The 13471-nt window shown below is 72.5% G+C and carries 14 protein-coding genes; 4 read left to right on the top strand and 10 right to left on the bottom strand.

Translation table 11 applies throughout. The features are described from left to right. Window positions 1–26: 26 nt before the first annotated feature. Window positions 27–1172 carry a PucR family transcriptional regulator gene (locus OM076_RS35115; protein ID WP_270044836.1) on the top strand — a complete coding sequence of 382 codons (1146 nt, stop codon included), beginning with the start codon at window positions 27–29 and terminating at the stop codon, window positions 1170–1172. On the opposite strand, the gene OM076_RS35110 is transcribed toward OM076_RS35115, so the two are convergent. The 7 genes from OM076_RS35110 to OM076_RS35080 are packed head-to-tail and all read right to left on the bottom strand — an operon-like array spanning window position 1157 to window position 9286. Beyond that, on the bottom strand, window positions 1157–1582 hold the full coding sequence (locus tag OM076_RS35110; protein ID WP_270044835.1) for a methyl-accepting chemotaxis protein: 426 nt from the start codon (window positions 1580–1582) through the stop codon (window positions 1157–1159). The two genes, OM076_RS35115 and OM076_RS35110, sit on opposite strands and share 16 nt — an antisense overlap. Before the next feature lie 45 nt (window positions 1583–1627). Then, window positions 1628–2605, bottom strand: coding sequence for an NAD-dependent epimerase/dehydratase family protein (locus OM076_RS35105; RefSeq protein WP_270044834.1), 978 nt, complete (start codon window positions 2603–2605; stop codon window positions 1628–1630). Next, on the bottom strand, window positions 2598–4271 hold the full coding sequence (locus OM076_RS35100) for an ABC transporter ATP-binding protein (protein WP_270044833.1): 1674 nt from the start codon (window positions 4269–4271) through the stop codon (window positions 2598–2600). Before OM076_RS35100 ends, OM076_RS35105 begins: the two co-directional genes overlap by 8 nt. Then, complete coding sequence (locus tag OM076_RS35095) at window positions 4268–5338, bottom strand: glycosyltransferase family protein (protein WP_270044832.1); 1071 nt, start codon at window positions 5336–5338, stop codon at window positions 4268–4270. The genes OM076_RS35100 and OM076_RS35095 overlap by 4 nt, the downstream gene beginning before the upstream one ends. Further along, window positions 5335–6417 (bottom strand): phosphotransferase family protein, encoded by a 1083-nt coding sequence (locus tag OM076_RS35090; protein WP_270044831.1) that lies wholly within the window; start codon window positions 6415–6417, stop codon window positions 5335–5337. Before OM076_RS35090 ends, OM076_RS35095 begins: the two co-directional genes overlap by 4 nt. Then, window positions 6414–7997, bottom strand: a complete 1584-nt coding sequence (locus OM076_RS35085; protein WP_270044830.1) for an alginate lyase family protein — start codon at window positions 7995–7997, stop codon at window positions 6414–6416. Before OM076_RS35085 ends, OM076_RS35090 begins: the two co-directional genes overlap by 4 nt. Next, on the bottom strand, window positions 7994–9286 hold the full coding sequence (locus tag OM076_RS35080; protein ID WP_270044829.1) for a glycosyltransferase family 4 protein: 1293 nt from the start codon (window positions 9284–9286) through the stop codon (window positions 7994–7996). Before OM076_RS35080 ends, OM076_RS35085 begins: the two co-directional genes overlap by 4 nt. A gap of 38 nt (window positions 9287–9324) precedes the next feature. Between OM076_RS35080 and OM076_RS35075 the strand changes: the two genes are divergently transcribed. Further along, window positions 9325–10005 carry a polysaccharide deacetylase family protein gene (locus OM076_RS35075; RefSeq protein WP_270044828.1) on the top strand — a complete coding sequence of 227 codons (681 nt, stop codon included), beginning with the start codon at window positions 9325–9327 and terminating at the stop codon, window positions 10003–10005. Between the two features lie 145 nt (window positions 10006–10150). Here OM076_RS35075 and OM076_RS35070 read toward each other — a convergent pair whose 3' ends face one another. Further along, window positions 10151–10843 (bottom strand): gamma-glutamyl-gamma-aminobutyrate hydrolase family protein, encoded by a 693-nt coding sequence (locus OM076_RS35070; RefSeq protein WP_270044827.1) that lies wholly within the window; start codon window positions 10841–10843, stop codon window positions 10151–10153. 268 nt (window positions 10844–11111) lie between these two features. Here OM076_RS35070 and OM076_RS35065 point away from each other — a divergent pair, with 268 nt between their 5' ends. After that, window positions 11112–11654 (top strand): response regulator, encoded by a 543-nt coding sequence (locus OM076_RS35065; RefSeq protein ID WP_270044826.1) that lies wholly within the window; start codon window positions 11112–11114, stop codon window positions 11652–11654. A gap of 107 nt (window positions 11655–11761) precedes the next feature. On the opposite strand, the gene OM076_RS35060 is transcribed toward OM076_RS35065, so the two are convergent. Continuing rightward, a complete protein-coding gene (locus tag OM076_RS35060) occupies window positions 11762–12229 on the bottom strand; it encodes a GNAT family N-acetyltransferase (RefSeq protein WP_270044825.1) in 468 nt (155 codons plus the stop codon). Further along, window positions 12226–12678, bottom strand: a complete 453-nt coding sequence (locus OM076_RS35055) for an Lrp/AsnC family transcriptional regulator (RefSeq protein ID WP_270044824.1) — start codon at window positions 12676–12678, stop codon at window positions 12226–12228. Before OM076_RS35055 ends, OM076_RS35060 begins: the two co-directional genes overlap by 4 nt. 82 nt (window positions 12679–12760) lie before the next feature. On the opposite strand from OM076_RS35055, the gene OM076_RS35050 reads away from it, so the two are divergent. Continuing rightward, a partial coding sequence (locus tag OM076_RS35050) for an AzlC family ABC transporter permease (RefSeq protein ID WP_270044822.1) occupies window positions 12761–13471 on the top strand: 711 nt, incomplete at its 3' end.

The following is a 13471-nucleotide window of genomic DNA, read 5'->3' as shown; positions in this document are numbered from 1 at the left end:
TTCCACGTCATGAGGACGAGGAACCGGTGGACCGGGGTCTCCAGGAGATCGTCGACGCGCTGAGCCTCAGTCTCGGGCGACCGGTCCTGATCGACGACGCCGAATTGCGGCCGCTGGCCTACAGCAGCCAATTCGGCGAACTCGACGACGTGCGCACGGCGAGCATCCTCGGCCGGCACTCGCCTGATGACGCGCGCGTGGCGCTGTTCGACGAGGGCATTCGCACGGCTGCGGGCCCGGTGCACATCCCCGCGCGGCCGGACATCGGCATGCGCGCGCGGGTCTGCGTCCCGCTCGTCGGTGGGGGGAGGAGGCTCGGCTACCTCTGGCTGTTCGAGGACCCGCCGGTCGCGGAGGCCGATCTCCGCCTCGCACGCGCCGCGGCGGCCGAGGCGGCCGCGCTGGTGGGTCCCGACGCCGACGCCCAGCTCCTGCGCCGCCGCCACGAGCAGCAGCTCGTCGTCGCGCTGCTCAGCGGCGAGCCGCGCGAGGTCGAGGCCGCGGCGACGACGCTCGAGGCCGAGCACTACCTGCCGCTGCGGCCGGTGTGCGTGTGGGTCGCGGCGCCCGCCGGGCCGGCGGGGGACGAGTGGAGCGCCGAGGCGCTGGACCGGCTGCGCGCGCGGCTGGCGGCCAAGCAGGCGATCTGCGCCGAGCTCGACGGCCGGCTGGTCTGCCTGGCGGGCGTGCGCGGGCTGGCCGGCAACGCGGTGATGGAGGCGCTCGGGACGCTCAGCGCGCCGAGCGCGCTGGTGGGTCAGGGCGAGGCCGTGGAGGATCTCTACGAGCTGCCCACGTCCTACCGCCGTGCCCTGGCGGCGTTGCGTGTGGCCGCCCACTCGGAGTCAGGCACCGCGAGCTGGGACCTGCTGGGCGTCGAGCGCGTGGTCACGGCGCTCCCGGACGCCGCGCTGGAGGATCTCCCCGACGGGCTGCGCCGGCTGCTGGCCGGCGATCAGGCGCTCGTGCGGACGCTCGAGGCCTACCTCGATCACGCGGGGGACGTGAAGCGCACGGCGGCGGCGCTCTCGCTGCACCGTGGCGGCCTCTACTACCGGCTGCGCCGGATCGAGGAAGTGGCGGGCGTCAACCTGCACGACGGCGAGGACCGGCTGCTCTGCCACCTCGCGCTGCGCCTCGCGCGGCTAAAAGGCGGTCAGACGCAGGGCTGAATGCGCTGCAGCAGGCCTTCGAGCTGCGCGGCGACGCGGCGCAGCGCTTCGGCGGAGGAGGCGATCTCGGTCGGTCCGCCACGGTCGGCGACCTCGCCGACGGCGAAGGCGACGGCGCTCATCGCGCTCTGCATGCCCGAGACGGCGACGGCGGCCTCGCCGAGCTGATGGTCGGTCGGCTGCGCGGTCTGGAGCTCCGAGACGAGCCAGGCGATCTCACCTGCGGCGACGCCGGCACCGACCGCGAGCCGGCAGACCTGCTCGACGACGGTCGTCACCTTGCCGAGGCTGTCGGCGCGGGCGGCCTCCAGGGCGGACTCGAGGGCGAGGCGATTGGTCTGCTCGGCGAGCGCGACGATCGACGCGACGAGATGGTCCGGGCGATTGGGATTCGGACTGAAGCGGGGCACACCCCGGATATCGGACGGCTCCCTCAAGCCGGGGTGGGGCTTTCGTCAAGAAGCGGTCAAGCTCTGCATCCGGGGGGTTTCGCGGTTGCGTGCGCGGACCCAGTCCAGCTCCGCGGCGAGTCCCTCCTCGAGCGTGGTCGTCGGATCGAACCCGAGCTCCTGCCGCGCGCGGGTCGTGTCCGCGCCGGTGTCGAGCACGTCGCCGGACTCGCGGTCGTGGTGGCGGACGCCGAGCGGGCGCCCGGCGAGCCCGGCGAGCACCTCCAGCGCGCAGCGCAGGCTGGTGCGGTTCCCGCCGCCGATGTTGTACACGCGGCCCTTGGGGGTCTCCCGCTCCCCCGCCGCGCGGGTGGCGGCGACCACGTCACCCACGTAGGTGAAATCGCGGGTCTGGCGGCCGTCGCCGTAGACCTCGATCGGGTCGTGGGCGTGGATGGCCTCGCAGAAGCGACGGAAGGCCATGTCCGGGCGCTGGCGCGGGCCGTAGACGCTGAAGTACCGCAGGGCGGCGGTGTCGACGCCGTGCTCCTCGCCGTAGAGCACACACAGGTGCTCGGCGGCGAGCTTGGTGACGCCGTAGGGCGAGAGCGGGCGCGGGGTCTCGTCCTCGTGCGTGGGGAGCTTCAGCGCGTCGCCGTAGATCGAGCTCGAGGACGCGTAGACGAACTTCGGGGCGTGTGTGCGCGCCGCCTCGAGCAGGTGCTGCGTGGCCTGGACGTTGTGGTGGGTGTAGCGGTCGAAGCGCGGGCCCCAGCTGGCGCGCACCCCGGGCTCGCCGGCGAGGTGGAAGACGACGTCGATGCCGTCGAGCAGGTGCTCCGCGTCGAGCGCGGCGAGGTCGGCGGCGATCAGGCGGAAGCGGTCGTGCTCGCTCGCGTGGGCGAGGTTGGCGAGCTTGTCGGCGCGCGGGTAGTTGTCGTTGAAGCAGTCCACGCCGAGGACGTCGAACCCGTCTGCGAGCAGTGACTCGGTGAGGTGGCTTCCGATGAAGCCGGCGCAACCGGTGACGAGAGCACTAGGCAACGGGGGCCTCCGTCTGGACGATCCGTCCGTGATCGAGTTCGATGATCTGGTCTGCGGTGCGGGCGAGCCGCGGTGAGTGGGTGATCAGCAGGCACGTACGGCCGCGCATCAGACGGTCGAGGCCCTCGAGGACCTGGTCCTCGCTGGCCTGGTCGAGCGATGTGGTGGGCTCGTCGAGGATGATCACGGGCGGATTGCGCAGCAGCGTACGGGCGATCCCGATCCGCTGGCGCTGCCCGCCGGAGAGGCCGGTGCCCTGCGGGCCCAGCTCGGTGTCGTAGCCGTCCGGGAGCTGCTGGATGAACGCGTGGGCGGCGGCGGCCCTGGCGGCGTCGACGATGTCGTGGTCGGTGGCGTCGGTGCCGTAGGCGATGTTGTCGCGGACCGTGCCCGAGAACAGCACGGTGTCCTGGAGGACGACGGCGATCTGGTCGCGCAGCCAGTGCAGGGAGCAGTCGCGGGCGTCGCGGCCGTCGATTCGCACTGTGCCTTGCGTCGGGTCGTAGAAGCGGGCGACGAGGGCGGAGAGGGTGGACTTGCCGGCGCCGGACTCGCCGGTCAATGCGAGGCGCGAGCCCTTCGGGATGGTGAGGCTGACGTCCTGGAGGGCGGGGCGCTCGCCGGCGTAGGCGAACGTCACGTGCTCGAGCTCGATCTCGCCCGCGGCCCTCGGGCCGGAATACCCGCCTGGCTTATCCACGATCACCTCGTCGGTGGCGAGGATCTCGGCGATGCGGTCGGCGCGGGCGAGCGCGGCGGTGAGCTTGGCCGCCTCGCGGGCGAAGGAGCGCATCGGGCTCGAGGCCTTGCGGGTGTAGCTGACGAAGATGATCAGGTCCCCCGTGCTCAGCTCGCCCTTGCTCACGCGGATGACGCCGAACACGGTCACGACGGCGGTGGCGAAGGCTCGGAGGACGCCGATGGTGCCGTCGAAGCGGGCCTGGAGGCGGGCGACCTCGACGCCGACGCCCATGCGCTGCTCGCTCTTGTCGCGGATGCGCTCGGACTCGTGCGCTTCCCCGCCGAACGCTTTGACGACCTGCATCGCCGACAGCGCCTCGTTGGCCACGCTCGCCAGATCGCCCTCCTGGCGCCGCTGCTTGCGGGCGCGCTCGCGGACCCTGCGGCGGAAGACGAAGCTCACGGCGACGAGCAGCGGCGCGGTCAGCAGGCTCGCGAGCGCGAGCACCGGGTCGATGTAGAGCAGCACGACCGTCATGCCCGCGGCGAGCAGGGCGGACTGCAGCATCTCGCCGAGGGTGTCTGAGAACAGCTCGCCCATGTCGTTGACGTCCTCGGTCACGCGGGTGAGGAGATCGCCCTTGTGGGTGCGCTGGTGGAAGGCGAGGCTGAGGCGCTGGAGGTGGTCGTAGATCGCGACCCGCAGCTCGTGGGTGATGCGCTCGCCGGCGCTCTGCAGCCAGAGGTTGGAGAAGTAGGTGGCGGCGGACTCGGCGACCGCGATCGCGAGGATCAGCGCGCCGATCGCCAGCAGGAAGCCGGTGTCGACGTCGAACGGGGCGTGGCGGTCGCCGATTACGTGGTCGACGATCAGCGCGATCGGCCAGGGCTTGGCGAGCTCGGCGAGTGCGATGACCACGGTGCCGATCGACGCGCCCAGCAGCGCGCGCCATTGCTTGACGATGTACGGGCGCAGGACGTTCACAGCAGTTCGGCGGTCTTCGCCGCGCCGTCGAGGTCGAGGGTCGTGGCGCTCGGGGTGAAGCGCAGCAGCGCGGGGATGTCGCCGTTGATGTGCGTCGCGACCTGGACCACCCCGAGGCTCTGCAGCCGCCTGGCGCGGCGGGTCTGCTCGTCCTCCTCAGGCGTCGCGTAGGGGACGACCAGCGCGGGGACCCGCGTCCTGAGGACGTCGAGCGCGGTGTTGTAGCCGCACTGGCTGATGCTGGCGCGGGCGCGGCTCAGCTCGTGGGCGAGGTCGGGGACGGATCGGACGAGTTCGACGTTGGGCGGGGCGATCGCTTCGAGCGCCTCGTAGTCGCTGATCGGCATCAGCGGGCCGGCGATGGCGCGCATCGGGCGGCCGTCGGACGCCTTGATCGCCTCTTCGAGCAGCGGCCGCCCGACCCGCCCGCCGCCGGCGGAGACGACGATGTGCTCTTGGCGATCGCCTGGTGCGTGCCCGTTGCGGGCGACGAAGCCCGTGTAGTGGACCGGCACGCTGAGCGGGATCCGCGGCTTGAAGGTCTCCTCGAGGCGGGCGAACCGCGGGTCGCAGTGCACGAGGATCAGGTCGAGGTGCGCGTTGGCGAGGCGCGCGGCGCGGTCGTCGTGCTCCTTCTGGTTCTCGCGGGTGCTGACGAGGATGTCTCTGAGGCTGCAGGCGGTCGTGGCGCCGAGTTCGCGTGCTCGCGTGAGGAGCGGGACGAGCTCGCGGGCGAACTTCGCGCGCCCGAACGGGAACAGCTCGACGAGGACGACGCTGGGTCGCGTGGCCTCGAGGGCGTCTTGGATGCGGCGTGCGCGGACCTCCCACGCGGCCTCGGTCGTGTAGCGCGGGTCGCCGCTGCCGAACGCGCCGTTTCTCACGCCGAGCGGCGGCAGGGCGACGATCTCGACGCCGTTTGGCGGCTCGATGCCGGTGGGGAGCTCCCCACCCGCGAGCAGCACGACCCGGAAGCGCTCGGCCAGCGCTTCCGTCAGCGCGTAGCTGCGCATCAGGTGCCCGAGGCCGACGCTGTGCTGGCAGTAGAAGAGCAGCGCGGGCTTCATGCGGGCACCTGGTTGGGGGTGAGCAGGGCGTTGCCGGCGTCGAGCAGCTGCGTGAGCCGCGCGAGCAGGTCGGGGCGGTGGCGACTGACGGCGGGCAGCGCTTGGCGGGCGAGGATCGACGCGGCCGTGTACCAGCGCAGCGCGGCCTCGTCGGGCGGGTCGCCGTAGCCTTCGAGCAGCGCGCGGGCCGCGTGGGGCGTGCGATTGACGAGCAGCGCCGCCAGCACCTGCCCGAGGTCCGCCGCGGCGGGCCCGGCGCTCAGGTCCTCGAGGTCGAGCAGCGCGACGGTCCCGTCGCGCTGCAACAGCGCGTTGCGAAGGTTCGCGTCGCCGTGGATCAGCACGGGCTCGGCGTGCGCGTCCTCGCTGCGCTCGAGCAGGCGGGTGAGGAGCCGCTCAGCCGAGGGCGCCGCGTCGGGCCGCACCCGCCCGATCACCTCAGCGGCCGTGAAGAGCCGCGTGGGGTCGAGCCGCGAAAACATCAAACCTAAACGGGGTCTGACCCCCTTTATGTTCGTGGCGTGGAGGGCGGCCAGCGTCGCGCCGAGCGCGGCGAGGCCTCTTTGGCCCCCGCGGTCGAGCCGCTCGCCTTCCAGCGCTTCCAGCAGGAGGAGGCCGTCGGCGGTGGCGAGCACCCGCGGCACGCGGACGGCGTCGAGTGCGGGCCAAGGTGCAGCGTCGCGCTGCACCTTGGCGTACGCGACCACGCGTCCCGACGGGTCGCGGCACTCGAAGGTCGCCGACTGCTCGGCGGCCCAGGCGACGAGGTGGGGGGAAAGACCCTCGTCGAGCACGCGCTCGACCGCGGCGAGGTCCAGCTTGCGGTCGTGCGGGAAGGGGTAGAGCGCGGCGCCGACCTCGGGCGCGGCGATGCCGTCGCGCTTGCCGGTGCGGGCGGCGACGTGGGCGCCGTCGTAGCGGTAGACCGCGCGGAGGCTCTCGCCCACGCGGTACTTCACGTAGACGCGCTCGCAGCGCTCGACCGGCACGCCGCCGAGCAGGCGCTGGGAGATGACGCCGGCCATCGTCTCGGGGCGCAGGAGGGCGTCGCGGCGCGGGACGGCGGGATCGGGGATCATCGCCGCGTCACCCGCTCGCCCAGCACGATCGTGTCCTTGCCGACGCGGGCGACATCGCCCTCGAGCTCGAGCACCCGCGTGTCGGGGGCGAGCAACGTGACGAACCGGGCGTGCTCGCCGACCGTGACCGCGCTCACCACCGGCGCGCGCCGGCGCTCGCCGTAGCGGGACGAGATCCAGCCGTCCTCGAGCGCCAGCCCGCGCGCGCCCTTGACGTGCAGCGTGCAGCTCACGTGGCGCGGCGCGAGGTGGAAGCGCAGGTCGTAGCGGTGGCGGCGCTCACCGCGCAGCACGTCCTCGATCAGCCAGTAGGCGCCGTCGACGAGGATCACCCGCCGCCGGTGGACCGCCTCGTAGACCGGGGAGCGGACCTCGCCGTAGAGGACGTCGAGGCCGTCGCGGGTGTCGCGGCCGAGGAACTGCGCGCGGGCGCTCGGCAGCGAGGAACGCGAGCGGGCGTAGGGCGTCTGGTCGCGGCCGTCGACGGTCACGGTGTTGTGGGCGGCGGTGCCGCGGAACCAGTGGCGCAGGTTCGGCTCGCCTTCGGCGTACGTGAAGCGGCCCGGGTCCAGCACGAGCGGTGTGTCTCCCGCCCACGCCTCGATGCTCAGCGCGTCGTAGTGGCCGTGGCCGCCATCCCCCAGCGGGCCGCAGTCGAGGATCAGGTACAGCGAGCCCGCGCGCTGGACGAAGTAGCCGCCGTCGATGAAGCTCGCGTGGCCGGACGGCGGCTGTGCGAGTTCCGGCCGCTCCAGCAGCCGCGCCGCGAGGTCGAGCAGCTCGCCGTAGTCACCCGTGTCACTGTCGGACAGCGCCGGGATCGTGCCGTCCGGGCGCCGCATGTGCAGGGCGAAGTCGCAGGCGCGGCTCAGCCGCTCGTCGAACGTCGCGGGCAGCGCCACGCCGAAGCGGCGGCAGTTCTCGCGCGCGCCGACGAACGAGCGCAGGGCGATCATGTGGTAATGCGTGCTGCGCTCGCGATGCACGCCGTCAGGGCCGAAGTCGGCGAGCAGGTTGGCGTGCAGCTCGTGCGTGGCGAGCTCCCGCAGGCCGGGCACCAGGCCCGGCAGCGCCAGTGAAGTGAGCAGCAGCGCGTAGAGCTCGAGCGTGCGGTGGTTGCGCTCCGGCGTCAGCGTCTCGCGGACGTGCAGCGCCTGCTCGCGGAGGCTCTCGACCAGTGCCTGGGCGACGGTCTCGCCGCACTCCGGCAGCCGCTGCCAGGCGTAGAGCCAGTTGAGGATGCGGCGGGCGGTGACGTCGCTCGGGTCGTGGTCCGGCGGGACCTGGACGATGAAGCTCGCCACGAGCCGCTCCCACGCGTCGAGGTAGCGGCGGTCGCCGGTGGCCCGGAAAGCGTCGGCGAGGTCGAGCCCGTAATAGAACTTGACCCAGTCGATCCGCCACTCCTCGTCAGCGGGGAGCGCCGAGTGCAGCCAGTCGGGCTCGAGGCCCAGGTCACGCGACTCGCCCGCGAAGCTGAAGCGGCCGCGGGTGATCGCGTCGGCCAGGGCGCGGTCGCGGTGCTCGTGCTCGATGAGGCAGAGCACGGGGCGCGGGCGGGTGACGGCGCAGAGGGTCACAGCACCTCCCGGAACAGGTCGGCGAGCTCTTGGGCGAGGCGGTCGCCGTCGAAGCGCGCTTTGACGGTTTCGCGGCCGTTCGCCGTGATCCGGCGGGTGAGCTCCGCGTCGTCGTGCAGGCGGACGAGCGCGTCGGCGAGCGCGTGCGGATCGTCGGGCTCGACCAGCAGCCCGTTGACCTCGTGCTCGACGAGCTCGGGGATGCCGGAGACGTTGGTCGCGACGACGGGCGCGCCCGCGGCCATCGCCTCGACGAGGACGTTGGGGATGCCGTCGCGGTCGGAGGGCAGCAGGCGGCACGGCATGCACAGCGCGCCGGCGCGGCGGTACTCGGTCAACAGGTCCGCGGGGCCGAGCGGACCGGGGAGCCGGACGGGCGAGCCGAGCTGGGCGATCTTCGCTCGCAGCGCGTCGCCGTCCTTGTCGTCCTGGCCCACGATCAGCGCGTCGAACGCGATGCCACGCTGCTCGAGCACCGCGCAGGCGTCGACCAGCACGTCGAAGCCCTTCTTGGCGACGAGCCGGCCGACGCCGAGGATGCGCAGCCGGCCGTTGGAGTGGACGCCGTGGCCGTTGGTCTCCCGCAGCAGGTTCGTGAAGTCGGCCGAGAGGCCGTGATAGACGAGGTGCACGCGCGCCTTGGGGGCGATGGCGCGGAGGTGGCGGACGTTGGCCTCGGTGCACGTCACGACGAACCGGGCGGCGTTGAGCTTGCGCCGCAGCCAGCCCTTCGGGTTCAGCTCGGGCGCGTAGATGTCGCGCGCGTGGCCGGTGAAGCTGAACGGCAGCCCGGTGATGCACGCCGCGAGCCAGGTGATCGTCGTGGTCCCGTGGGCGAAGTGCGCGTGCAGGTGGCGCACGTCGGGATGCAGGCGGTCGGCGAGCGTGATCGCCTGGACGAGCTCCTTGATGTAGATCTTGCGCGGGCCGCTCGTCGGTGTCCTTCGATCGCGGAAGGCCTGCGCGACCGCGGTCCTCGCTGCGCGTGCGACCCCGTGCGGGCGCCTGCGGATGCACCGGCCCAGCGCGGGCAGGAACTCGCGCACGTCCGCGTAGCGCCAGAGGTGCAGCGGCTTCGTCAGCCCCTTCGGATCCGGTAGGTACTCCGGCGCTGCCGCGATTGCGTCGAGGACCGGGTGGTCGTGGCCCTGCTCACGTTCCTCGACCGGTTTGATGACATACAGCCGCAGCGGCACGCCTGCCCGCTCGACGCGCAGGATCTCCGACGCGATGAACGTCTCGGAGACCCGCGGGAACCCCATCAGGATGTAGGCGACGGACCCGTTCACAATCGGGTGACAAGTCCACGCCGCCCAACGTCACGCTCTTGAGGAATCTTTTACTTTCGCTCGACGAAACCGCTCAGCCGGTCGAGGTCTTCTTCCGCGACGACGACGCCGGCTGGGAGGACGAGCGCCTCCTCGAGCTGATCGCCCGCTTCGCCGAGCACGGCCTTCCGCTCGACCTCGCGGTCATCCCGGCCGCGCTGGATGATCGGCTTGCCGCGCTGCTGCTCGACCGCCACGCCGGTCTGCATCAGCACGGCTACGCGCACACCAACCACCAGGTCGAGGGGCGCAGGTGCGAGTTCGGCGACGCGCGTGGGTTCGCTGCGCAGCGCGCCGACATCGCCGCGGGGCAGGAGCGGCTGCGCGCACTGCTGGGGGAGCGCGTCGACCCCTTCTTCACGCCGCCTTGGAACCGCTGCACCCGCGACACGGGCGAGGCGTTGGTCGAGCTGGGCTTCACGCTGCTCTCGCGCGAGCACCGCGCCGAGCCGCTCGGACTCCTACCCGAGCTATCGGTGCATCTCGACGTCGCGCGGCTCATGCCGGACGAGCTGGACCTGCGGTTCGCCGCTCACGTTCGGGCCGGTGGCCCGGTCGGCGTGATGTTCCACCACGGCGTGATGGAGGCGGAGGACATGACCCGCGCGAGTGAGCTGCTGGGGGTGCTGGCGCGGCACGACCGGGTCGTGCCGCGCCGCATGGCGGACCTCAGCGGTTAGCGAGCGCCGCGCGGACACGCGCGGTGTCGGCGTGGCTGCGGGCGCGGAGGGGAGCGAGCTTGATGACGCCTTCAGCGATCAGGCGATTGATTTCGGAGGACATGCTTAGAACAGACGCCGCGGTGGGCGTTCGCATTCCGTCCGCTCAGCCGACGGCGCGCAGCGGCGTCGCCGCCGGGTGCACCGCCGCGGCGACCAGCTCGCGCAGCACGGGTGCGTGCTCGGCGCGGTGGGTGAGGAGCTCGGCGTGCCACTGGACGGCGAGGCAGAAGCGCAGCGCGGGGTCGTAGACCGCCTCGATCATCCCGTCCGGCGCGTGGGCGCAGGGGACCAGCCGCTCGCCGAGCTGATCGATCCCCTGGTGGTGGAAGCTGTTGACCTCGAGGCCGCGGCGGCGGGTGAGGCGGTGCAGCGGCGAGCCGGGGCTGACGCTGACGGAGTGGGTCGTCACGTGCGGGTCCTGCGCCTGACGGTGGACCAGCTGCGTGTGGTCCGGAAGGTGCTGGTGCAGCGTCCCCCCGCGCACGACGTTGAGCGCCTGCATCCCGCGGCAGATGCCGAGGACCGGGAGGTCGCGGGCGGTGGCCTGCCGCAGCAGCTCGAGCTCGTACTCGTCGGACACGCGGTCGGTGTCGGGACCGAGCGCGGCGTGGCGCTCCTGGCCGTAGGTGGCGGGATCGAGGTCGGGGCCGCCGCTGAAGAGCAGGCCGTCCATGCGGTCCAGCAGCGGCGCGATGTCGTCGATGAAGCCGTGGGCGGGGAGGACGACCGCGATCGCGCCCGCCTCCTGTACGGCCTGCGTGTAGCTCAGCCGCAACGACAGGCGAGGCGGGTTCATGTCACGCTCGGAGCGGCCTGCGGCGGGCGCCCACGAGGGCGTGGGCTCGGCTCGGAGCTCGTGCGTGACGACGCCGATCAGCGGAGGGAGTTGTGAGCGTGATCGGCGGATAACCAACATGATCGGCACCAAGGGTCGTTTGATACATCGCGGTTGCACGTGTCTTGTGGTGTCGCTTCCACCTCCGGGGGGTGGGGAAGACCCGAGGGTCGTTCGCCAGGAGCCACGAGCACCGTTTGCGCTCGCCCGAGTGACACTGGACTTCGACATGACCCGAGTAGCCGTTCTCGACCGCCACGCCGCCGTCCGCGCAGGCCTGCGTGCCCTCTTCGACGCCGAGCCGGGGATCGCTTGCGCCGGCGGCGTCGCCACCGTGCGCGAGGTGGTCCCGCTGCTCTACCGCACGGACCCGGATGTGCTGATCGTCGACCAGCTCGAGGTGGTCCGCCTCGTGCGGCGCGAGGCGCCGCGCACGCGGGTGCTGCTCTACGTCGCCGAGCCGTCGCCGGAGTTCCTGTTGGCGGCGGAGATCGCGGGCGCCGACGGAGTGATCGACAAGGCGGCCGACACGGTCGAGCTGCTGCGCGCGATGCGCGGCGAGCGGGTGCTCCCGGCGGTGTCGCTGCGCGCCCGCGCACGGGCCGCGGCGCGGCTGGAGCCGCGCGACCGCCCGATCTTCGCCATGCGGCTGGCCGGCACGTCGCCCCGGGAGATCGCGAGCGTCGTGGGGATGAACGTCGCCGCGCTCAACGGCCGCGTCCAGGCGATCGTCGCGCAGCTCGTCGCACCGCTCTCCGCCGCGACGGCTTAGCCTGGACCACCGATCGATCGTGGATGACTCGTGGTCGTGGGCACCGCTGATCGGCGAGGAGCGCCGTCCACGGCCGCGAGGCGCCGCGAGAATCGGTGGATCCAGGCTTAGAGCGGGCGGCGCAGGATCAGGAGGCGTCCGTTCGCGCCGTGGGCGAGGAAGCCCGCGGACTCGTAGACGCGGCGCCCCGCGGCGTTGTCCTCGAACACCTCGACCTCGAGGGTGGCGAACCCGCGCTCGGCCGCCCAGGTCGCGCAGGCGTCGCAGAGCGCTCGCGCCGCGCCCTGTCCGCGGGCCTCGGGCGCGACCCACATCGCGTTCAGGACGGCTTCGCCACGATCGTCGCGGCGCGCCAGCGCGGTGCCGAGCCAGCGGTCTGCATCGTCGACGACGACGAACATGCGCTGCTCCTCACCCGCCTCCGAGAGCGCCGCTCGCGACGTCCACCACTCCTCCGGCAGCGCCGCCTCGCGCTCATACGTGCTGCTGAACCCGGCCGGGTCGACCTGCAGCGCGTGCAGCCGGATCGCTCGCAGCCGGTCGCCCTCATGCGCGAGCACGTGGCGGATCGTCACAGCGGGAGTCTCCCGCCGGCCTTGAGCGTCTTCATCGCGAACTGCGACGTCATGCGGGCGAGGCCGGGAAGGTCGGCGAACGTGTTGATCAGGAAGTGCTCGTAGGCGTCCGCGTCGGCGACCGCGACGCGGATCAGGTAGTCCGGGTCGCCGAACATCCGCTGCGCCTCGACGACCTCCGTGAGCGGGACGAGCGCCGCTTCGAACGCCTCGATCGTCTCGCGGTTGCGCAACATCAGCGTCGCGTGGACGGTCACCTCGTAGCCGCGGCCGACCGCCTTCGGATCGATCACCGCGTGGTAGCCGGCGATCGCGCCCGAGGTCTCGAGGGCCCGGACCCGCCGCAACGTCGCCGACGGGCTGAGGCGCACCCGCTCGGCCAATTCGACGTTCGAGAGGCGGCCGTCATCCTGGAGTTGGGACAAGATTGCGTGATCGACGGAATCCACGGCACGAAATGCTACATGAGTCGGAATCGACGCCGTGATTCGGTGGGAAATGCCTCGCAGATCGCTCTAGTCTGCCGTTCCGATGCGACCGATCATCCGTGATGCACTTGGAATCGGCGTCGCGGTGGGCGCGCTGGGCCTGTCGTTCGGCGCGCTGGCGACGGCCTCGGGCCTGTCGGTGCCGCAGGCGTGCGCGATGTCGCTGCTGATGTTCACGGGCGCGTCGCAGTTCGCGTTCGTGGGGCTGATCGGCGGGGGAGCGGCCGCGGCGGTCGCGACCGCTCTGCTCCTCGGCGCCCGCAACGCGCTCTACGGGTTGCGGCTCGCGCCGTACCTGCGCCCGCGCCCGCTGGCGGCGCACCTGGTCATCGACGAGAGCGCGGCAATGGCGGTCCGCGACACCCCCGACGACATCCGCCTCGGCTTCTGGTCGGCGGGCGTCGCCGTGTTCGCATTCTGGAACCTCACGACCCTGATCGGCGCCCTCGCGGGCAACGCGATCTCCGACCCCAACGCGTTCGGGCTCGACGCGGCGGCGCCGGCGGCGTTCCTCGCCCTGCTGGCGCCCCGCCTGAAGACCCGCGAACCGCAGGCGATCGCCGCGCTGGCGGCGGTGACCGCGCTGGTCGCGGTCCCGCTTGTCCCGGCGGGTACGCCCGTCCTGGTCGCGGCGATCGTCGCCGCGGCGGCCGCGCTGGCGCCGCGAAAGGGGCGCGGGGAGCGTGGCGGCGAGTCGCGGGTGGTGGGCGGCGCGAGGCCCGTGGCGGGCGGCGAGGCGCGGGCGGCGGGCGGC

Source organism: Solirubrobacter ginsenosidimutans (assembly GCF_027587205.1).
This window is presented reverse-complemented; position numbering and strand designations above follow the sequence as displayed.